Origin of the sequence: uncultured Campylobacter sp., assembly GCF_938030785.1 — a bacterium.
Classification (GTDB): domain Bacteria; phylum Campylobacterota; class Campylobacteria; order Campylobacterales; family Campylobacteraceae; genus Campylobacter_B.
Map to the genome: position 1 here is coordinate 15,136 of NZ_CALHIK010000158.1, position 20,339 is coordinate 35,474.

The 20,339-nt window shown below is 49.3% G+C and carries 18 protein-coding genes; 15 read left to right on the forward strand and 3 right to left on the reverse strand.

Annotated elements, in window-relative coordinates:
* Position 1: 1 nt before the first annotated feature.
* The 4 genes from Q0438_RS09350 (at position 2) to tgt (ending at position 4,478) form a co-directional block, all read left to right on the forward strand.
* Positions 2 to 2,083: a heavy metal translocating P-type ATPase gene (locus Q0438_RS09350; protein WP_299190373.1), complete on the forward strand. Its 2,082-nt coding sequence runs from the start codon at positions 2 to 4 to the stop codon at positions 2,081 to 2,083.
* Positions 2,073 to 2,417, forward strand: coding sequence for a hypothetical protein (locus tag Q0438_RS09355; protein WP_299190374.1), 345 nt, complete (start codon positions 2,073 to 2,075; stop codon positions 2,415 to 2,417). The genes Q0438_RS09350 and Q0438_RS09355 overlap by 11 nt, the downstream gene beginning before the upstream one ends.
* Before the next feature lie 269 nt (positions 2,418 to 2,686).
* Positions 2,687 to 3,025, forward strand: coding sequence for an excalibur calcium-binding domain-containing protein (locus tag Q0438_RS09360; RefSeq protein WP_299190376.1), 339 nt, complete (start codon positions 2,687 to 2,689; stop codon positions 3,023 to 3,025).
* Positions 3,026 to 3,311: 286 nt separating this feature from the next.
* Complete coding sequence (gene tgt / locus Q0438_RS09365; RefSeq protein ID WP_299190378.1) at positions 3,312 to 4,478, forward strand: tRNA guanosine(34) transglycosylase Tgt; 1,167 nt, start codon at positions 3,312 to 3,314, stop codon at positions 4,476 to 4,478.
* Between the two features lie 339 nt (positions 4,479 to 4,817).
* On the opposite strand, the gene Q0438_RS09370 is transcribed toward tgt, so the two are convergent.
* Both Q0438_RS09370 and glmS read right to left on the reverse strand, forming a co-directional pair.
* On the reverse strand, positions 4,818 to 5,963 hold the full coding sequence (locus Q0438_RS09370; RefSeq protein WP_299190380.1) for a hypothetical protein: 1,146 nt from the start codon (positions 5,961 to 5,963) through the stop codon (positions 4,818 to 4,820).
* A gap of 58 nt (positions 5,964 to 6,021) precedes the next feature.
* Positions 6,022 to 7,839 carry a glutamine--fructose-6-phosphate transaminase (isomerizing) gene (gene glmS, locus Q0438_RS09375; RefSeq protein WP_299190382.1) on the reverse strand — a complete coding sequence of 606 codons (1,818 nt, stop codon included), beginning with the start codon at positions 7,837 to 7,839 and terminating at the stop codon, positions 6,022 to 6,024.
* A 141-nt stretch (positions 7,840 to 7,980) separates the two neighbouring features.
* On the opposite strand from glmS, the gene mqnE reads away from it, so the two are divergent.
* The 11 genes from mqnE to Q0438_RS09430 all read left to right on the forward strand — a co-directional run bounded on the left by mqnE (position 7,981) and on the right by Q0438_RS09430 (position 20,011).
* Entirely contained in the window at positions 7,981 to 9,063 is a 1,083-nt protein-coding gene (gene mqnE / locus Q0438_RS09380; protein ID WP_299190383.1) for an aminofutalosine synthase MqnE, read from the forward strand.
* A gap of 18 nt (positions 9,064 to 9,081) precedes the next feature.
* Positions 9,082 to 10,377, forward strand: coding sequence for an NCS2 family permease (locus Q0438_RS09385; protein WP_299190384.1), 1,296 nt, complete (start codon positions 9,082 to 9,084; stop codon positions 10,375 to 10,377).
* A gap of 15 nt (positions 10,378 to 10,392) precedes the next feature.
* Positions 10,393 to 10,842, forward strand: coding sequence for a phosphoribosyltransferase (locus Q0438_RS09390; RefSeq protein WP_005871628.1), 450 nt, complete (start codon positions 10,393 to 10,395; stop codon positions 10,840 to 10,842).
* Positions 10,843 to 10,953: 111 nt separating this feature from the next.
* A complete protein-coding gene (locus tag Q0438_RS09395; protein WP_299190385.1) occupies positions 10,954 to 12,162 on the forward strand; it encodes a hypothetical protein in 1,209 nt (402 codons plus the stop codon).
* A gap of 27 nt (positions 12,163 to 12,189) precedes the next feature.
* On the forward strand, positions 12,190 to 12,873 hold the full coding sequence (locus Q0438_RS09400) for a type II secretion system protein (protein ID WP_299190386.1): 684 nt from the start codon (positions 12,190 to 12,192) through the stop codon (positions 12,871 to 12,873).
* A 27-nt stretch (positions 12,874 to 12,900) separates the two neighbouring features.
* Entirely contained in the window at positions 12,901 to 14,898 is a 1,998-nt protein-coding gene (gene metG / locus Q0438_RS09405; RefSeq protein WP_299190387.1) for a methionine--tRNA ligase, read from the forward strand.
* 2 nt (positions 14,899 to 14,900) lie between these two features.
* The gene (locus tag Q0438_RS09410) at positions 14,901 to 15,749 is read left to right on the forward strand and encodes a hypothetical protein (RefSeq protein ID WP_299190388.1); all 849 of its coding nucleotides are present in this window, start codon (positions 14,901 to 14,903) and stop codon (positions 15,747 to 15,749) included.
* Positions 15,749 to 16,735 (forward strand): hypothetical protein, encoded by a 987-nt coding sequence (locus tag Q0438_RS09415; protein WP_299190389.1) that lies wholly within the window; start codon positions 15,749 to 15,751, stop codon positions 16,733 to 16,735. The genes Q0438_RS09410 and Q0438_RS09415 overlap by 1 nt, the downstream gene beginning before the upstream one ends.
* 124 nt (positions 16,736 to 16,859) lie before the next feature.
* Complete coding sequence (locus Q0438_RS09420) at positions 16,860 to 17,252, forward strand: ester cyclase (RefSeq protein ID WP_299190390.1); 393 nt, start codon at positions 16,860 to 16,862, stop codon at positions 17,250 to 17,252.
* Positions 17,253 to 17,296: 44 nt separating this feature from the next.
* Positions 17,297 to 19,102: a menaquinone biosynthesis decarboxylase gene (locus Q0438_RS09425; RefSeq protein WP_299190391.1), complete on the forward strand. Its 1,806-nt coding sequence runs from the start codon at positions 17,297 to 17,299 to the stop codon at positions 19,100 to 19,102.
* A gap of 234 nt (positions 19,103 to 19,336) precedes the next feature.
* A complete protein-coding gene (locus Q0438_RS09430) occupies positions 19,337 to 20,011 on the forward strand; it encodes a methionine ABC transporter permease (protein WP_299190392.1) in 675 nt (224 codons plus the stop codon).
* 12 nt (positions 20,012 to 20,023) lie between these two features.
* Here the strand turns inward: Q0438_RS09430 and Q0438_RS09435 are convergent.
* Positions 20,024 to 20,339 (reverse strand): hypothetical protein (locus Q0438_RS09435; protein ID WP_299190393.1); only part of this gene is annotated, 316 nt, incomplete at its 5' end.

The window sequence follows — 20,339 nt, forward strand, 5'->3', positions numbered from 1 at the left end:
GATGCAAAATTTTAAAATTTTACATGAAACTAAATCCAGACTGCGGCTAAAAATCGTCGGTTTTAGAGAGATTGATGCGAGCGCTTTTGCTAGAAGCGTGGCGAAATTTCATGGCGTGCAGGATGCGAGATTTAACGCTAAAATCGGCTCGCTCATCGTTAAATTTAATAGCGGCTCCAAGAAAAAGAAATTTCTTACCGAACTTAGTAGTTTGAATTTAGCGGATTTCAAGCCGAATTTTATCCATAGTAAAAGCTCGCTTCCAAGCAAAAACGAATTTATCTTAGCGCTCTTTGCGCTGGGGGTAAATTTTATCTTCCGTACTTCGCCGGCGGCGCGTGCGCTTAGCTTGCTAGCCTGCACTCCCATCCTGAAGCAGGGCGCAAAAGAGACGCTGCGTCACGGACTGACCTCAAAAACTCTTGAGGCGATGGCGGTCTGGATTTCGCTCTCTCGCGGCGATGTATTTGCAGCAAACAGCACCAACACAATGCTTGCTCTTGGCGAATATATGGAGGAAAGCACCGTTTATAAAAGCGACGATTTAATCCGCGAGCTCGCCCGCCCGGACATCGCGGAGGCTTGGGTAGAGATAGATCAGAACGGCAAAAAGACTGAAGTCAAAATCGCAACTTCTAAGCTAAAGGTAGGCGACATCGTGGTCGTGGGCGCAGGCGACGTCATAGCCGTGGACGGGCACGTCGTAAGCGGCGAAGCGATGATAAATCAAGCCAATATGACGGGCGAGTCGGTCGCGGTGAAAAAATCTCGCGGCGATAGCGTACTGAGCGGTACGATCGTGGAGGAGGGCAGGATACGTATCTGGGCGGAAAACGTCGGCGAAAACACCTCCACGCAGCGCATTAAGCACTACATCACGGCATCCCTTAACGAGCGCTCCAGCATCGGCATGCATACGACTCACTTAGCCGACAAGCTCGTGCCGGTAACCTTCGGGCTTGCGGGCGTGTCCTATCTGATAAATCGAAATTTTATGAGCGTAGCTTCGGTGCTGCAGGCGGACTACTCGTGCGCGCTTAAGCTGCCTACGCCGGTTGCTTTTAAGTCAAGCATTTCAAAGGCGGGCAAGAACGGGATTTTGATCAAAGGCGCCAAAGCTCTTGAGTCGCTTGCGAGCGCCGATACCTTCGTATTCGATAAGACGGGCACGCTTACGTACGGCAATCTGGAGGTCACAGAGATCATATCGTTTGACGAGCGCTTCAGCAAAAACGATATTTTAAATTTAACCGCAAGCGCCGAGGAGCATTATTTCCATCCCGTAGCCGAGGCGATCGTGGATGCTGCCAAAAAGCATGGCTTTATCCACAAGCACCACGACGAGGTGGAATTCGTCGTCGCTCACGGCGTTAAAACAAGCATCGAGGGCAAAAAGCTCATCATCGGCTCGCGCCTCTTCCTCGAAGACGACGAGATGATCTCGTTTGCGGCGCACGAAGAGACCATTGATCTTGCGATGCAAAAGGGGCTCGCGCTGCTTTACATCGCATTTGACGGCAGACTTTTGGGCGTCATCGGGCTTAGGGACGAGGTGCGCGCAAACGCCCGCGCCGTCATCGCTAGGCTTCGCGAGCTTGGCGTAGGGCAGATCGTCATGCTAAGCGGCGACGTGAAATCAAAAGCTCGCGCCGTGGCCAAAAAGCTCGGCGTAGATCGCTATTACGGCGAGCTACTGCCGACGCAAAAGACCGAAATTTTAGAGCAGTTAAAAGCCGAGGGGCGAAAGGTGGTCTTCGTGGGCGACGGCATAAACGATGCGCCGAGCCTGATGAAGGCGGACATCGGTATCAGCATGCTAAACGGCGCCGAGATCGCCAAGGCTTCCGCGCAGATCGGGCTTTTGAAAAACGACATCGAGGGCGTCGCGCAGGTAAAGGCGCTGGCCAACGACACGCTGCGACTCGTAAATCGAAATTTCAACGCCACCGTGGGGATCAATTCGATCATTTTATTTTTGGCGACCTTCGGCGCGCTAAGTCCCGTAGCTACGGCGCTGCTGCACAACGGCACGACGATCGGGCTACTACTAAATTCCATTAAAGGGGTAAAATTTGAGCATTGAAGATAAAATTTTGGATCTAAATTTTCAGCGCAAAGCGGCTAAAGCAGCGCTTGGAGTGAGTATGAGCATCACGGCTCTAACCGCGCTAAATATGAACTCGCGCATGTCGCAGCTGCATAAAATTTCCGGGCTAGTGATGCTGGGATGCGCGATCTGGCACGCTAGCCTTTACGGCTCGCCGTACAGCGAGTTTTTGCAAAATAGAAAAGCAAAGGGTCGGGGTAGGAAGAGATCCGAAGCAAATTTAGCCTTGGGAAATTTATCGGACGGCAAAAGCGTGCCCGCAAAAAGTGCTCCCGCGAAAAGAAAGCCTCGCGCCCGCAAAAGCGCCTAGCGGCATAGTGCGTCGCGGCTTTTGAAAGTGCAAAGAAACTCTAAAGCCGCTAAATTTCTTTAGACGCAGCCGCCGAATAAAACGTCGTAAGCGGTAAAATTTGCGCCTTTTGCGGCTAAATTTGCTATCAATAATCTCACTCGTAAATTTTTAAGCGATATTTGTATTTTTAAATTATACGAGCAAGGTTCCGTTTGTAAAATTTTGTCTAATTTATTATTTTTTTATCTATTTATCACTACAATTGCATAAAATTTTAAGGAGAGACGATGAAATTAGTTTTATTGTTTTCAGTATTAGTTAGTCTTGCTTTGGGACTTGATTGCAGCGCCAAGACCTATTGCTCGCATTTTAGCAGCTGCGAAGAAGCGATGCAATATTTACGTGAGTGCGGCAGAGCGCAGGAAGGCGGCACTCAGCATACTGACGGCGACGGCGACGGCATACCATGTGAAAAACAGCTGTGCGGTCGCAATGGTCATAAATTTAGTGGATTTTCTAGCGAGCGTAGCGAAAAGAGCGAAGTTTCAAATTTAAAAGACGTTGCGGGCTCATGCGGTACAGTGAAATTTAACGACAGCGTTATGTCTATAAAATTCGCTTCATAAGTTCGTGAAATTTTATCTCGGCGCGTCTTTAAATTTACAATACAAAGCACGCCGTTTAACGCTGCTGAATTCGCAACGTTCGATTAAATTTTAATTATAAGAGAGCCGGTAAATTTTGCATTTAGCGGCTGTGTTGCTCGCTCGCTACTTAAATTTTAATCCGCAAACGCTTCATAATATCCTCAAATTTACTCCTCTTTACCTGCTGCAAATTTAAATTTCGCTACAATCGCTTTTTAAAATTTCGCGCCGAGTGCGCGCAAGAAGCAAAATTTAAAGGATCAAGATGGATTTTACGATAGACGCTGCGGACGGCGCGGCGCGCGCCTGCACGATCCGCACGGCGCACAGCACGATCCGCACCCCCGTTTTTATGCCGGTCGGCACCGTGGGCGCGGTAAAAGCGCTCGATGCGACGGACATAGAGCGGCTTTTAGACGCGCAGATCATCCTTGCTAACACCTATCATATGTATCTGCGCCCCGGCTCACGGGTAGTGGCGGAGTTCGGCGGGCTGCACGGATTTACGAAATTTCCCCGCAGCTTTCTGACCGACAGCGGCGGCTTTCAGGCTTTCAGCCTGCGCGCAAACACTAAAAACGACGAGGGCGGCATAAAATTTAAAAGCCACATTGACGGCAGCACGCATTATTTCACGCCGCGCTCGGTGCTGGATACGCAGTATGAGCTAAACTCCGATATTATGATGATTTTGGACGATTTGGTGGAGCTGCCGCGCGAGCCCGGCGCGCTTAGCAGCGATGATAGATCGCGGCTTAAAAAGCGGATCGATCTAAGCGTCGCACGCACGATAAAATGGGCTCGCGAGGCGATAGATTATCACGAGGCTATGAAATCTCGCGGCCTGCACGCACATCAAAACATCTTCGGTATCATCCAGGGCGGCACCAACCCGCAGGCGCGCAAATTTTGCGCCGAAGCGCTGTGCGAGATGAGCTTTGACGGGCTTGCGATCGGAGGGCTTAGCGTGGGCGAGAAAAACGAGCTGATGTACGACACCGTAGAGGCTATGATGCCATACGTCGATCCCGCGCGCCCGCGATATTTGATGGGGGTCGGCACGCCCGAGGATCTCGTCGAAAACGTCGCTCGCGGAGTGGATATGTTCGACTGCGTGATGCCTACGCGCAACGCCCGCAACGGTACGCTATTTACGAGCTTCGGCAAGATCAGCATCAAAAACGCGGGCTTTATCAGCGATCACGATCCGATCGATCCGCACTGCGACTGCTACACGTGCAAGCGCTTCAGCCGCGGCTATCTAAATCATCTATTTCGCGGGCGCGAGCTTAGTTTTTACCGCCTCGCGAGCATTCACAATCTGCACTATTACCTGCGCCTTGCCGAGGATATGAGAGAGGCGATCATGCACGGGCGGTTTGCGGAGTTTAGGCGGGAATTCTACGCCGCACGAAGCGGGGCGCGAGATTAAATTTCGGCGGGCGAGGGCACGGAATTTAGCGCGATAGTTAAATTTAGCCGCGGCGGCGGGGCGGAATTTTAATGCGGCGGGCGGCTAAATTTAAACGCGACAAAATTTGGGCGATGAAATTTAATTAGCTACGGAGCAAGGAATTTATAGCGCGAAATTTAAAATTTTAATGGAGCGGGGCGCGCCGGTAGGGTTTTTTTGAAACAAACCGCGTTAAGGCAAAATTTAGCTCCCAGTTAAAATTTAGCGGGCTAAATTTAAATTTCATGGATCTATGGGCGGTAGAAACTCTCGCACCGCTAAATTTAAAAGGCTAAATTTAGTTGCGCGAGCGCTAGCTTAAATTTTGGCCTTTTTTATGCGGCGCAAACAGATGAACGAAAATATATAAAACGGCGCGGAGATTGCGAAAATAACGATATGTTTCCACGCCATAGTATTAAAATCTATACCGGTGCTTTGCGCGATCTGTGCCGGAAGCCCGGCAAACGCGTCCATTACGCCGATTGCGATAATAGCGCAGAGCTCTACGGCAATCGCGATGAGAAACGGCAAGGAGCCCTTGGTCGTGAAGATGAGATACAAAAACGCCTTGAGCTTGTAGCAATACGACAGCAGTCCAAACAGCGCCACTGCGATGCTAAAGATCGCCACGTAGGCGTCAAGCCCTATGGTTTCATTCTGCAAAACCGTGGCGACGACGCAGATTATTAAAAAGATATTGTAGCTCGTGATCTGCCGCACGGCGTATTGATCGTGTCTGGCTGCCGACAGGAAGATAAATACTTGATTTAGCGGCAAAATGTAGCTCAGCGCAAAGATCAGATAGATAAACAGATCAAAGGTGAGCGAAACGGTGTTTTGATTGACATATTCTTGGATCTGCTTAAATGACAGCAGTGACTCGGTGATCTGAGCCCTAAAGATCAGAGCGATGCCGATTAAAATAAGCGGCATAATGTAGGCCTTGATACCGCTCATTCGGATAGGGTTGGTGTAAATTTTACTTTCGAGGCTCTCGCCCTCGCGTGGATCGTCCATCTGCACGAACTCAAATCCCAAAAATTTAGGTTTTTTTGCACCAGAGGGTTTGGCTTTGCGAGGAAGTTTGAAATTTTTAAATTTTTTCGCAATTTTTGTTACTTTTGCGGCGGATCTATCCTCTGCGATATTTTCGGCGGAATTTTGAGAAGACGACTCCTCTGCTGCGTCTATTTCTATGAAATTTTTAGGATCGGAAGTCCAGTCGTTATTTTGCTTCGCGGCTTCTTTTGCCTGCGAAGCCGCTTTTTGCGCCGCACGATCCTTGTATTTGGACGTGTCCACGCGCTCGATATTTATCGCGCTGGATGCTAATGTGTCGAAGCTTACCTCATCGCCGTCCGTTAAGGTAGAATCGCGCTCGCCCAGCATTTCGTAGCTGTACTCGACGCCGCCGGTAGCGACTATGACGTTTTCGCCTCTGATAAATCCCGTAAGTTTCATATACTAATAACCCCGCCTTTCTGGCGGATATATTAGTAAAAAAAAACTTAAAAGTGAATTATTCTACGGTTACGCTTTTGGCTAAATTTCTCGGCATATCCACGTCGTTGCCGAGTCGCACGGAAATTTCAAGAGCTAAAATTTGCAAAATCAGCATCATCTCAAAAAATTCGCTCATCGCGTGGCTTTGCTCGCTCGTTTTGATAAAATCATCCGCGACCTCGGGCTCTTCGGGACTGATCGCCAAGATATATGCATCGCGCGCGGCAAGCTCCTCTACGTTACTTTTGGTTTTTTCATAAAGCGTATTTTTGGGCATTAGCGCGATCGTAAAAAGATTGGAATCCGCAAGCGCGATCGGTCCGTGTTTCATCTCTCCGCTCGGATAGCCCTCCGCGTGCAGATATGAGATCTCTTTGAGCTTGAGCGCGCCCTCGAGAGCGAGCGGATAGAAAATATCGCGCCCGATAAAGAAGAAGCCATGTCCGTGCAGGTAGTGCTTGCTCATGCGGTAAATTTTATCCTGCAAGCCGTCTTTGATCTTTAGAATTTGCGGGATATGAAGCATCGCCGAAATTTCGCTCGCGTTGTTTTTGGCGGAGACGGTGCCGCGCAGATTTGCAAGATACACGACGAACATCCATAGCACCATTACCTGCGTCGCAAAAGCCTTTGTGGAGGCTACGCCCTTTTCGATGCCTGCGCGAGTTAGAATCACGCTGCCCGCCATGCGCACGATTGAGCTATTATCGACGTTGCAGATCGCAAGCGTTCTAAGACCAGCTTTTTTAGCGATATGTAGCGCCTCTAAGGTGTCGGCGGTCTCGCCGCTTTGCGAAATGACGATGAAAAGGGCGTTTTTATTCAAAAACGGCTCCTTGTAGCGGAACTCGCTGGCAACTTCTACTTTTGTGCGGATTTTGGCTATGCGCTCAAAAAGATACGAGCTTACGAGCGCGGCGTGATAGCTCGTGCCGCAGGCGCATAACACGACCTCGTCGATCCCCTCAAACAGCGCCTCGTCAAGCTCGTCAAATTTTATCTTGCCGCCCTTTATTACGCGCCCCATCATCGTTTCGGTTACGACTTGCGCCTGCTCGTAAATTTCTTTTTCCATAAAAAATCTAAAACCCTCTTTTTGCGCGTAGCTCTTGTCCTTTGGGAGCTCGCTAAAAGCGCAATTATGCGGCTTAGATTTTTTAAAAACGTCGATCTGCCCGAGTTTGGCGACGCCGTAAATTTGATCGTCCAGATACGCCGCCGTATTCGCAAGCCCGATGAGCGGAGCATCCGAGGAGCTAAAGAAAATTTCGTTTTTATCGTTTTTTGCGACGATAAGCGGGGCTGCGTTTTTGGCAAAGAAAATTTCGCCCGGAGCGGCCTTTGTGATCAAAAGCGTAGCATAAGCGCCCTCTAACCGTTTGATCGTAGCCTCATACGCCTTAAACGCGTCGTTTGTCGCCTTGAAATTTTTCTCGAAAAGATGCACGATCACTTCGGTGTCGGTTTGGCTTAAAAATTTCACGCCGTCCGCTTCAAGCTCGTCCTTCAGCTCGGCGTAGTTTTCGATGATGCCGTTGTGTACGACGAAGCTAAAATCTCCAAAATGCGGGTGCGCGTTAAGCTCGGTCGGCTTTCCGTGCGTCGCCCAGCGAGTGTGCCCGATCGCGACGCCAAAGCCGCTGCTTTGGTAATCTTTCATCTTATCTTCCAGATTATTCAGCTTGCCGACCGCTTTGAAATATTTGATATTTGCGCTCTCGTCCATCACGGCGATCCCCGCGCTGTCGTATCCGCGATACTCCAGCTCTTTAAGGCCGTCAAGTACGATCTTTTTCTTCTCTTCATTTCCGATGTAGCCTACGATTCCACACATCTTGCTTTCCTTATTTAAAATTTGGCGCCCATTTTACTACGCTATTTTAAATTAACGAAATTCGGCTCTAAATTTAGTCCGCTTATCCGTTTTGTAAGCAAAAAATTATATAATTAGCACAAAATTTGGCTTGGGAAATCGATGGAAATTTTAAAAAAACTACAAAGCGGCGAGAGATTAAATTACGAAGACGGCGTGAAATTATGGGATTTGGATATTTTCGATCTGGGTAAATTCGCCTTTAAAATTCGCAAAGAAAAAAACGGCAAAAACGTCTATTTCAACGCAAATCGTCATATCAATCCTTCAAATTTATGCGCAGATACCTGTAAATTTTGCGCATTTTCTGCGCACCGCAAGAACGAAAACGCCTACACGATGAGCGATGATGAGATCATGCGTATCGTGGATGAGACGGTAGCGCGCGGCACGAAGGAGATTCATATCGTAAGCTCGCACAATCCATTCGTTACGCCGCAGCAATATTTGGGAATTTTCAGAGCGATAAAGCAAAAATACCCGCTTCTGCACATCAAGGCGATGACCGCGGCGGAGATCTATTACTGGTGGCGAAAGTGGAAGATGAGCTACGAAGAGACGATAGAGCTGATGATACAAAGCGGCGTCGATTCGATGCCGGGCGGCGGCGCCGAAATTTTTGACGAACGGATCAGGGATCAAATTTGCAAAGGCAAGGTCTCAAGCGAGCAGTGGCTGCGTATCCACTCGCTGTGGCATGCGCGCGGGCGTCAGAGCAACGCCACGATGCTCTTTGGTCATATCGAAAGCCGCGCACACCGCATCGATCACATCTTGCGTATCCGCGCGCTGCAAGACGAGAGCCTGGCTCGCGCTAACGGCGGCGGCTTCAACGCCTTCATCCCGCTCGTGTATCAGCGCGAGAACAACTATCTGGACGTGAAGGGCTTTTTGGGCTCGGTCGAAATTTTAAAAACGATCGCGATTAGTAGAATTCTGCTTGATAACGTCACGCATATCAAGGCTTACTGGGCGACCTCGACCTTAAATTTAGCCCTCGTAGCGCAGGATTTCGGCGCGGATGATCTTGACGGCACGATCGAGAACGAAAGCATTCAAAGCAGCGCCGGCGCCGGTAGTAAAAAAGGACAAAGCAAGCGCGATTTTATCGATATGATCGGCACGGCGGGCTTTGTGCCCGTAGAGCGCGACAGCTTGTATAATCAGATCGAAATTTACGAATAAATTCTAAAGGAGGAGCAAGTGGAGAAATTCTTTCATCTCGCCGCCGCGAAAACGTCGGTAAGGCAGGAGCTTATCGCAGGGCTTACTACGTTTTTGGCGATGATTTACATCGTGCCGGTAAACGCTAACATTATGAGCATCGCAGGTATGCCGTTTGATGCGCTGGTTACGGCAACCGCGCTTATTACGATAATCGCGACGCTATTTAACGGGCTTTTTGCGAATACCCCCGTAGCGCTTAGCGTCGGCATGGGGCTAAATGCGTATTTTACCTTTGCGTTGTGCGTGGATGCGAAACTGCCGTGGCAGAGCGCGCTTGGCATCGTAGCGATAAGCGGGGCGCTTTTTACCGTACTTTCTTTTACGAATTTTCGTATTTGGGTCATAAGATCGATCCCGCTTGATCTGCGTCGCGCCATAAGCGCTGGTATCGGCGCTTTTATCTGCTTCATCGGACTTAAGCAGATGGGCGTCATCGCACACAGCGAAGCTACGCTTGTCACGCTTGGGAATTTTAAAGATATGAACGTTTTGCTCGGGCTTTTCGGGCTTACGGTCGTACTTGTGCTCTTCGTGCTTAAGGTAAAAGCTGCTTTTATTTTAAGCATTTTGATCACCTCTTGCGTGGCGTGGGTGGCGGGAATTTCGCCCGCACCGCAGGGCGTAGTAAGCACGCCAAGCGGCATAACGCCGATATTTGCTCAGCTAGATATCCCCGGAGCGCTAAAGCTAGCCTTCGTGCCTTTTATAATCACGTTTTTTATCACCCATCTATTCGATAGTATCGGTACGCTCACCGGCGTGGGAAACCGCGCGGGGCTATTTGGCGAGGGTAGCAAGGACGGTATGAAAAAACTATCTAGAAATTTAACCTCCGATGCGATAGGCAGCGTTGCGGGAGCCGTTATAGGAACGAGTACGGTTACTGCATTTGCCGAGAGCGCAAGCGGCGTGGAAGCGGGCGGTCGCACGGGACTTACCGCGGTATTTTGTGCTATATTTTTCGTGCTGACGCTGTTTATGCTGCCGCTATTTAAGGCGATTCCGGCAAATGCGATCTACCCTATCCTCGTAATGGTCGGGGTTTTGATGTTTAGCGAGCTTGGCAAGATCGATTATAGCGACGCCGGAATTTTAATCCCTGCGTTTTTCATAGTGTTTTTGATGCCTTTTACCTACTCGATCACCAACGGCTTAAGCTTCGGCTTTATTGCTTATATCGTAGTTAGACTCGCTCAGCGCAGGATAAAAGATTTAAATTTCGGCGTTTTGACGCTTGGCGCGATTAGCGTTTTAGTATTTTTAATGCATTAAATTTTAAGGAAAGATATGAGATTTTATAGTTTTGACGAGATGGATCGCGACGCAAGAGTTATAGCAAAGCAGGTTAGGGACGAATTTATGCCCGATGCAATCGTGGCGATCGCTAGAGGCGGGCTCACATTCGGTCACGCGCTAGCCAATGCGCTTGATATGCGGACGATATTTTCGATAAATTCCATCCACTACGCAGATACCAAAAAGCTCGACACCATCGACGTTTTCAACGTGCCCGATCTGGAGCTTTACAAACGCGTGCTGCTGGTGGACGATATCATCGACAGCGGCGATAGCATGGTCGAGATCAAGCGCGTGCTGCTGGAGAAATTCCCGCAAATAGAGCTTAAAACCGCGGTGATTTTTTACAAACCTAAGGCGCTTATCCAGCCCGATTTTAAAATTTCAAAGACGGATGAGTGGATAAATTTCTTTTGGGAAAATTATACGATAGAGGAATGAAGCGGTGCGCGGTTAAATTTAGCGGCTAAATTTTAAAGGATTTGGTGGCTTAAATTTTATAAAATTTCAGTCGTAGAATTTAGCCATAAATTTAAAGCGCCCGCAGCAAGGATGAGAGTGAAGAAGCTTTATCAAAACGAAATTTTCGTAATCTCCATGATGTGCCTGTTTCAGGGCATATTTTTGCTTTATGCGATCTCAAATTTAAGCATCAGCTACTACGAGGCTGAAATTTTTTATGATAAAAAATCCCTCGTTTCGCTAATCGCAAATTTAAGCTGCGAAATTTTCGGACGCAACGACTACGCCTTGCGCGTGCCGTTTATTTTGATCCACTTCGCAAATGCCGCGATGATCTATAAAATTTCAAAATTTATTCTAAAGCGCCGCTTCGATAGAGTGGTCGCTACGGCGCTATTTATGGCGCTACCTGCGTCTATGAGTAGCGCGATTTTACTAAATCCGGCGGGCATCATCGTTTTTTTCACGCTGCTGGCGATCTATTTTGCAAAGAGCGAATACAATATCGCGCTTTTCGTGCTTCTCTCTGCTTGCGCCCTGATCGACCGCGCATTTTTTATGCTCTACGTAGGCTTTGGAATTTGGGCGCTTTATACGCGTAAAAAGGAGCTTTTGCTGCTTTGCATAGCGCTATTTAGCTTCAGCGTGATCTTTTACGACGTGAGCTCGGAAGGCAAGCCGAAGGGGTATTTTTTAGACACCGTGGGCGTTTTTGCGGGCGCGTTTTCGCCTTTAGTGTTTTTATTTTTCATCTACACGATCTATAGAATTTGGATAAAAGAGGAAAAGAGCCTGCTTTGGTTCATCGCCACGAGCGCGCTTTGTCTGACGATGCTTTTTTCGCTAAGACAGCGCGTGGCGCTTGAGATGACGTTGCCGTATTGCGTCATCGCTACCCCTTTGATTATTCGGGTTTTGTTTAATTCATACCGAGTTAGATTGCCTAAATTTCGCACCTTCCACAAGATTGCCGTGGGCGTGACGCTGGCAAGCTTGATGTTTAGCTACTTTGCGGTGGTTTTTAGCGACGTGATGTATAAGGCGGTGTTTGCAAACAAACCGCAGCGGCATTTCATCTATAAATTTGACGTAGCCAAAGAGCTAGCGAGCGAGCTAAAAGATCGCGGAGTAAAAAGCGTAAGCTGCGACAATAAAAAGCTGTGCCTGCGCCTGAAATTTTACGACCTGCCAAGCGGCGAGGATGCGTATATTTATGAGCGAAATTCTGAAAATTCGACACAAAGTATAGATATTTACAAGCAAGGCGTGCTAATTGCGAAATTTTATGTTAAAATATAAACAAAATTTTTATGAAAGGTAAAAATTATGAAAAAAGCATTTACTATGATTGAGCTGATTTTCATCATCGTGGTGGTTGGAATTTTAGCGGCCGTGGCAGTGCCTCAAATCAATCGAAACAGTTTAGTGGAGGCGGCGGATCAAATCACCGCTCATATTCGTTACACGCAGCAGCTTGCGATGAACGATAATAAATTTAATGCGAACGATCCGGATTGGTTTAGAAGGCTGTGGAGAATTCAGTTTACGAATCAAGGAGCGCCGGGTTCCGCGGCAGGGTGGCGCTATAACGTATATTGGGATAATGGTGCTTTTCCAGGATCAAACGGTCAGCCTAATAGCTTGGCTTCCATTGCCGCAGATCCGCAAAATCCTAATAAGCTGCTCACTTCCGGCTTTGCTAGACAACCTGCCAATACCAATAGTGCGAGGATGAATAAAAAGCTAAATTTAGGTGGAAGCTATGATATCGTCGATGTAGATTTTGGTGCTGCTTGCAATCAAGGGGGAAATGCTACGATAGCTTTTGATAGTAAAGGTAGGCCTATGAGACAGGTGGCTAACGTTCCGCTTTATGCTAATTTGATTACTGCTCCTTGCACCATTACATTAACTAATAGCGCAAATGAACACGCAATTATTACGATTCAACCCGAGACCGGATATGTAAATTATACTTTGGCTTCCAATACCGGTCCCGGAGGGCAGTAGGATAGTCCTACACACTTAAGGAGAATAATGAAAAAATATATAATGACGCCAATTTATTACGTAAACGATGTTCCGCATATCGGTCATGCATACACGACGATTATCGCCGATACGATGGCTAGATTTTACCGCCTGCAAGGACACGAAGTCTTTTTTAAAACGGGCACCGACGAGCACGGCCAAAAGATCGAAGAAGCCGCAGCTAAGCACGGCAAAAGCCCGAAGCAATACGCAGACGGCGTGAGCGCTAAATTTAAAGACCTGTGGGACGAGTTTGACATCAGCTACGATATGTTTTCGCGCACTACCGATGCCGCGCACGAGGCGGCGGTGCAAAACGTATTTCGCAAGATGTATGAAAAGGGCGACATTTATAAGGGCGAATACGAGGGCAACTACTGCGTAAGTTGTGAGAGTTTTATCCCTTCCAATCAGCTGATCGACGGCGAATATTGCCCCGATTGCGGCAAAAAGACTAAAATTTTAAAAGAGGAGAGCTATTTTTTCAGACTTAGCGCCTACGCAGAGCGGCTTTTGAAATGGTATGAGGACGAAAAGTGTATCCTTCCCCTAGGCAAAAAAAATGAGGTCGTAAGCTTCGTAAAAGGCGGCCTGAAGGATCTTTCTATCACGCGAACGGGCTTTGATTGGGGCGTTAAAATTCCGCCCGAGCTAAACGATCCGAAACACGTGATTTACGTTTGGCTGGATGCGCTAATGGATTATCTTAGCTCGCTTGGGTTTTGCGCAGGCGGCGAGCGGATGGAGTATTGGAGCGACGCGCTGCACATCGTAGGCAAGGACATTTTGCGCTTTCACGCCGTTTATTGGCCTGCGTTTTTGATGAGCCTGGGGCTAAATATGCCGCGCAGCGTCGCAGCTCACGGCTGGTGGACGCGCGACGGCAAAAAGATGAGCAAGAGCCTAGGCAACGTCGTGGATCCGCGCGAGGTCGCAAACGCCTACGGGCTGGAGCAGTTTAGGTATTTCTTATTGCGCGAGGTGCCGTTCGGCCAAGACGGCGATTTTTCGCAAAAAGCGATCATTAACCGCGTAAATTCCGAGCTTGCCAACGAGCTTGGAAATCTCCTCAGCCGCATCGTCGGTATGAGCGCAAAATACTCGGATTACATTATAAATTCCAAAGACATGATGAAATTTTTCACCGCGGAGATCGAAGAGGCGAACTCCTATCTGAGCGCAGCACTTAGCGCACTTGAGGAGGTCGCTACCAATAGATACTTGGAGGAGCTTTGGAGGGCGCTTGCGCTCGCAAATGCTTCGATCGCAAAATACGAGCCGTGGAATTTGATGAAAAACGGCGAGCAAGATAGGGCGCTGGCTCTCGTCGCATTGGTTGCAAATATTCTGGCTAGCGTTGCCGTGCTGCTAAGCCCCGCGATGCCGCAGACGGCGGCACGTATCGCGGACACGCTGGGCTTTGAAATATCCACTCCGCTTTATGAGAAGCTAGTGCTTCGCGGCGAAATTTTAGATTTTAAGACTAAGCCGTGCGAGCCGCTTTTTACCAAGATCGATCACGAGCTAATGCCGAAAGCGGACTACGATAGGCTGGATGGCGCTGCAAATTCTGCGAGCGGTTCGAGTACAGACGCCGCCGCAAAAAGCGCGCCTAATTTAAACGCAAACGCTTCCGGCTCTGGCGCTACGGCGCAAGAAGCCAAAGGCGAGACAACCGAAGCTCAAATCAAAATCGACGATTTTAAAAAATGCGTTATCAAGGTCGGCATGGTTTTGGAGTGCGAAAACATTGAGGGTAGCGAGAAGTTGTTGCGATTTATGATCGATTTGGGCGAGGAGAGGCCGCGTCAAATCATCAGCGGTATCGCGAAATTTTACGATCCTGCCGCGCTTATCGGCAAGCAGATCTGCGTGCTGGCAAATTTAAAACCCGCTAAAATTTTTAAACATAGCAGCGAGGGCATGATTTTAAGCGCCGAGGACGGCAGTCTCACGCTGCTTAGCACTCTCGCGCCCGTAAAAAACGGCGCGATCGTAGGTTAGCGATGAAGGCTCTAGCGCGCAAGGCTTCGAAGCTCGCTATCTGCGGTGCGGCTGGGCTCTGCGCGCAAAAAAGCGGCGCTTCGGATAAAATTTTAAAGCTTTGCCGCAACTCCTCACTTGCCGCAAAGATCGGCGCGGGCGGGCTTGTATGCGCGGCACCCTTGGCGCTGAAGCTCGGTGCGGGGGTTGCTTTAAAATTTGCGGCGCGTAAAATTTTAACATTCGGCATTTGCGAGCTGTCGAAGTCCGCCGCTTTAAAATGTGCAAAACTCGGCGCACGCGCGGTAGTGCGCTCGTTTTCGCGTACCGATAAGCTTGCGGATGAGCGTTCGAAAAAGCGCGCAAGCGCGGATAGCGAGAATTCTAATACAAGCGCCGCGTCGCGCAGAAAGCGCACGGCAAGCGTTTCTAGCGCGAGCGTTAAAAAAGACGCCTCGCTTTCCAAAAGCGCCTCTGCTAAAAAAAATGCAGCAACAAAAAGCGTGCCTGCAAAAAGATCTCCGCTGGCTAAAAAATCCGCACCTATCGCAAAAACCGCATCGACTGCCAAAAATATCGCAGCAGGCGCGGCTTCGGCATCTGTCGCAAAATCAACCTCCGTAGCTAAATCTGCATCCACCAAAAGCGCCGCGCAAAATAAAATTTCCGCAGCTAGCGTAAAATCGGCAGCGGCTAAAAATGCCTCTCGGAGCGCAAAATCTCGCCGCATCGCAAAAAATACTGCCGCACCTGCCGTAATCGCCGCAAAAGACGCCGCCGCGTCCGGCGCAACCTTCGCATCTACCGCAAAGCAGCCGCGCCGCGCCGCAAAGAGCGCGCCTCTTAAAAACTCCGCCGCAGGGAAGTCGTAATGGTAAATTTATTAAATTTAACCCGTATCGTAAACGGAACGATGCTAAATAATCCCGCAATCTCCGCTGTCGAGAGCTTTGCGATTGAGCCCGCAAAGGTCGCGAAAAAGGGCGCTTTCATAGCACTCGGCGCAAACGAGCGCGACGTGCGCACCGCGATCGATAACGGCGCGTACGCGATCATTTTCGATAACAACTTCAAGCCGCTCAACGACGAGATCGCCTTTATAAAGGTCGAAAATTTATGCTCGGCGCTCGTGCGACTGATAAAATTTTTGGGCGAGACGTGGCGGCACGGCTTCGTGCTGATAAATGAGGTGCAAAGCGAGATCTTGCGCTACACGAGCGTGCCGAAAAATTTGATGTTTGCTCCGCGCAGCAAGGGCGAGCTTTTCATCAGTCTGATGAATGCCAAAGAGAAAAATACCTACTTCACCACCGACGCCGAGCTTTTGCAAAGCCTCGGTATCTCGCCCATCCGGATTCCTGCGAGCGACGATTTTAGGCTGCTTTACGGTGGCTCGATATTTTACAGCAGCTTCATTTTTGGCGGGCTTTATTATTCAAGCTTAATCTTTCCGCAGCTGTTTTTGCCCGAGCTATGCGGCGTGATCGAGTATCTCTCGCGCAAAAACATACCCTTTAAATTTCAAAACTTAAGCGCATTCGGCCATTTCGAGCCGATTTTTGTGGATAGATTTTTCAACGTTAGCTCGCTCGGCGGCAGCTACCGCGCTTTTATCGCCGAGAGCGATCCTGAGCTTTTTGCGCGCGAGGCGGAGTTTTTGCGGGCAAAATTCCGCGAAAAAATTATCGTCTGCGCTAGCTGGGAGGATCGCCTAGACGGCGTTAAGATCGACTTTCGCTTCAATAAGCTAAGCGCACTAAAGAGCCTGCCCGAGTTTCACTACGCACTGGTTTTTGCGGAAAAAGGCGCGATCTTGCAGCTTTTAAATCAAAAACCGCAAGAAAAAAGTCTATTTTAGTCTCAAGGAGATCGGTATGAAAAGATGAAATTTTATTAAATTTGGCGCAGTAGCGGCTATCGCGCCGATAGCATCAAGCGCTAAAAACACGCACGAGGATAAAATAGAGCGGAATAAAGCCGTTATGAAACGCTTTGAGACGGCGATAAATACCGCGGACGAAGCGCTTTTAAACGAGCTTGTAGATCCCGAAGCGCCGTTTGTCACGCCCGCGTCGAAAGATCCGCTTTACGGCGGCAGCGGCTACAATGCGATCGTAAAAATGATGCGCACGAGCTTCCCCGATGTGCAGTGGGCGATGCAGGACATGGTCGCGGACGAGAGATGCGCGGCGGTGTATTGGCTTTACAGCGGCACTCACAAGCAGGATTTTATGGGCATCGCACCTACGGGGCGAAAATTTAGTGCGCGGGTGATGAACTTTTATTACTTTAACGAGCGCGGCAAGATCGTAAACGATGTCGCAGCCGAGGGGATGATCGCCATATTGCGCGCTATCGGTGCATGCGATAAATAATATGGCAAGAGCTCATTATGGAATTATTGAATTGAAAGAGGGCGATGGACTACATTAAAATTCTGCGCGAAAACGGACTTTTGCGCGAGGTGAAGGAACAGATCGGCACCGAGCTTGAGATAGCGCACGCAAGCTACATCGAGGTTAAGCGCGAGCGCTCGCAGGCGCTGCTTTTTACGAACGTGCGAAACGCGCAGGGCAAACGGATGCCGCCTGTGCTAAGCAATATTTTCGGCTCTTTCGAGGCGTTAAATTTAATCCTCGGTCGCGAACCTGACGAGATCGCCGCCGAGATTGAGAGCCTGCTAAAGCCGAAGCGTCCGCAAAGCTTTAGCGAAAAGCTTGATTTTTTGTCGCACTTAATCTCGCTTCGTAAAATTTTTATAAAGCGTCTTAGCGGCCGCGGCGAGTGCCAACAGGTCGTGCATCTGGGCGCTGACGTCGATTTGGGCGAGCTTCCCGTTCTTAAGACCTGGGAGGGTGACGGCGGCGCGTTTATCACGATGGGGCAGGTCTATACGAAGGATCTGAACTCGCAAACGCAAAATCTCGGCATGTATCGCCTGCAAATTTACGGGCGCGACCGCATGGGGATGCACTGGCAGATCCACAAAGACGGCGCGGGCTTTTTCGACGAATACCGCAAAGCTGGGCGCAAGATGCCCGTATCTGTGGCGATCGGCGGCGATCCGCTCTATATCTGGTGCGCTCAGGCGCCGCTGCCGAAGGGGATTTTTGAGCTGCTGCTTTACGGCTTTATCCGCCGCAGCCCCGCTCGCCTCGTAAAATCGCTTACGAATGAAATTTACGTTCCCGCCGATGCGGACTACGTGATCGAGGGCTTTGTTGATCCCGCAGTAAGCGAGCCGGAGGGGCCTTTCGGCGATCATACCGGATATTATACGCCAGTAGAGCCATTCCCGGTAATGGAGGTTAGCGCGATCACGCACAAGCGCGCGCCCGTATTTCACGCCACCGTCGTCGGCAAGCCGCCGCTTGAGGATAAATTTATGGGGTACGCGACCGAACGAATCTTTTTGCCGCTGTTTCGCACGAGCGCGCCCGATCTGATCGATTATAAAATGCCCGAGAACGGCGTATTTCACAACCTGATTTTGGCTAAGATCGCCGTGCGCTACCCCGCTGCGGCCAGGCAGATCATGCACGCGTTTTGGGGCGTAGGGCAGATGAGCTTCGTCAAACACGCCGTTTTCGTGCCGCAGGACGCGCCGAGCTTAGATGAGTACGAAGCGTTTACGAAGTACGTCCTAAACCGCATAGGCGCGCGCAGCCTCGTTTTTAGCGAGGGTGTGTGCGATCAGCTCGATCACGCAAGCCCGAACTCCTGCTTCGGCGGCAAGCTCGGTATCGATGCGACGACTGATCTAAGCTCGCAGGCGCCGCAAATTTTAAGCGATGAGGAGCTGCTAGCGAAATTTCAAAGCGAGGAGCCCGCTATTTTGGCGCTTAAGCAGCACTTTTGCGATACGAAAAATCCGCTCGTGTTGATAAACATAGACAAAAAAGAGCTCGTAGAGCGTAGCTGGCGGCGACTTTTGAAATTTAGCGAGCATTTTAAAATTTTAATTTTTACAGATGCGAGAAACGACGCGAGCAACCTCTATATGAGCGTTTGGCGCGTCGTAAATAGCATCGATGCGCTGCGCGACGTGTTTGTGGCGCAGGACGATCGCATCTGCATCGATGCTACGAGCAAGCACGAGTGGGAGGGCTATACGCGCCGGTGGCCGCAGGAGACGCTCTGCAGCCGCGAAGTCGTAGCAAGTCTCATAGAGCGGGGCATCGTGCAGGATGAACCCGAGCTATTTAAGAAATTTGAAATTTTTTGAAGTGCGGGGCGGAATTTTGCGCGGATTTGAAATTTTAAAATTTAGCTTTGTTTTTAAGGCCGCACGTTAAATTTAGATAGAATTTCATCTAAATTTACGGGCCCTAAGCGGTAAAATTTTATAAAATTTACTGCTGCGTGAGCGATAAATTTTAGAATTTTAAAATTTCAAAAATTCTTATAATGGCGCAAAAGCCTGGTATAGCGCAAACGGGCGCAAATTGAAAGGATAAATATGATAGAGTGGATACAAAATTTTTTTAGCGGAGTGATTCCGAAACTGCTGCTAAACGCGACGCTGGAGACGCTGTATATGACCTTCGTAAGCACGGCTTTGGCGTTTATTTTGGGGCTCGTGCTCGCGATCGTGCTTATCCTTACGCGCCGCGGCGGGCTGTGCGAAAACCGCATCGTCTACGCCGTGCTGGACGTCGTGATAAACACGCTGCGAAGCTTTCCGTTTATAATTTTGCTGATCGTGCTCTTTCCGTTTACGAAGCTTCTTGTCGGCGCGAGTATTGGCACCACTGCGGCGATCGTGCCACTTACTATCGGCTCGGCGCCCTTTATCGCGCGGCTCATCGAAAGTGCGCTACTGGAGGTCGATAGCGGCGTGATCGAGGCGGCGAAGAGCTTTGGAGCGAGCAAGACGCAGATCATCTTTCGCGTGATGTTCGTCGAGGCGCTGCCTAGCATCATCGGCGCGATTACGCTTACGCTCATCGTCATCATCGGTTTTACGGCGATGGCGGGCACTGTCGGCGGCGGCGGGCTCGGCGACGTGGCGATCCGCTACGGTTTTCAGCGCTTCCGCCCCGATATAATGGCATACACCGTCGTGATCCTGATCGTACTCGTGCAGATAATCCAAAGTATCGGAAATTTGCTCTATAAAATTACGAAAAAGTAGGGCATAGAGCGGCTACGGCGGAATTTTTTGACGAAATTTTACCATAAATTTTAAATTTGAAATTTCGTATCGCAAAATTTTAAATCGGCATAGAAAGAGTGGAATTTTAAAGAAGCGTAGAATTTTGGAATTGCATTGGCGCCGCTTTCGGTAAAATTTCACGCGGGCGGATACGGCGCGTTTAATAAGATCGTTATCGCATAAGAGCAGAGCTACTAAATTTATCCTGTTTTGCATTGCAAGATCGATGGTGCCTTTATGCGCCGCAAACGAGATCATCTGCGTAGCGTCTAAATTTAAAAAGGGGCGAGAAATCTCCCGCCCCTGA

Coding starts and splice junctions, on each gene's coding strand:
- Q0438_RS09350 (WP_299190373.1), top strand. CDS start 2: ATGCAAAATTTTAAAATTTTACATGAAACTAAATCCAGACTGCGGCTA.
- Q0438_RS09360 (WP_299190376.1), top strand. CDS start 2,687: ATGAAATTAGTTTTATTGTTTTCAGTATTAGTTAGTCTTGCTTTGGGA.
- tgt (WP_299190378.1), top strand. CDS start 3,312: ATGGATTTTACGATAGACGCTGCGGACGGCGCGGCGCGCGCCTGCACG.
- Q0438_RS09370 (WP_299190380.1), bottom strand. CDS start 5,963: ATGAAACTTACGGGATTTATCAGAGGCGAAAACGTCATAGTCGCTACC.
- glmS (WP_299190382.1), bottom strand. CDS start 7,839: ATGTGTGGAATCGTAGGCTACATCGGAAATGAAGAGAAGAAAAAGATC.
- mqnE (WP_299190383.1), top strand. CDS start 7,981: ATGGAAATTTTAAAAAAACTACAAAGCGGCGAGAGATTAAATTACGAA.
- Q0438_RS09390 (WP_005871628.1), top strand. CDS start 10,393: ATGAGATTTTATAGTTTTGACGAGATGGATCGCGACGCAAGAGTTATA.
- Q0438_RS09395 (WP_299190385.1), top strand. CDS start 10,954: ATGAGAGTGAAGAAGCTTTATCAAAACGAAATTTTCGTAATCTCCATG.
- Q0438_RS09400 (WP_299190386.1), top strand. CDS start 12,190: ATGAAAAAAGCATTTACTATGATTGAGCTGATTTTCATCATCGTGGTG.
- metG (WP_299190387.1), top strand. CDS start 12,901: ATGAAAAAATATATAATGACGCCAATTTATTACGTAAACGATGTTCCG.
- Q0438_RS09410 (WP_299190388.1), top strand. CDS start 14,901: ATGAAGGCTCTAGCGCGCAAGGCTTCGAAGCTCGCTATCTGCGGTGCG.
- Q0438_RS09415 (WP_299190389.1), top strand. CDS start 15,749: ATGGTAAATTTATTAAATTTAACCCGTATCGTAAACGGAACGATGCTA.
- Q0438_RS09420 (WP_299190390.1), top strand. CDS start 16,860: ATGAAACGCTTTGAGACGGCGATAAATACCGCGGACGAAGCGCTTTTA.
- Q0438_RS09425 (WP_299190391.1), top strand. CDS start 17,297: ATGGACTACATTAAAATTCTGCGCGAAAACGGACTTTTGCGCGAGGTG.
- Q0438_RS09430 (WP_299190392.1), top strand. CDS start 19,337: ATGATAGAGTGGATACAAAATTTTTTTAGCGGAGTGATTCCGAAACTG.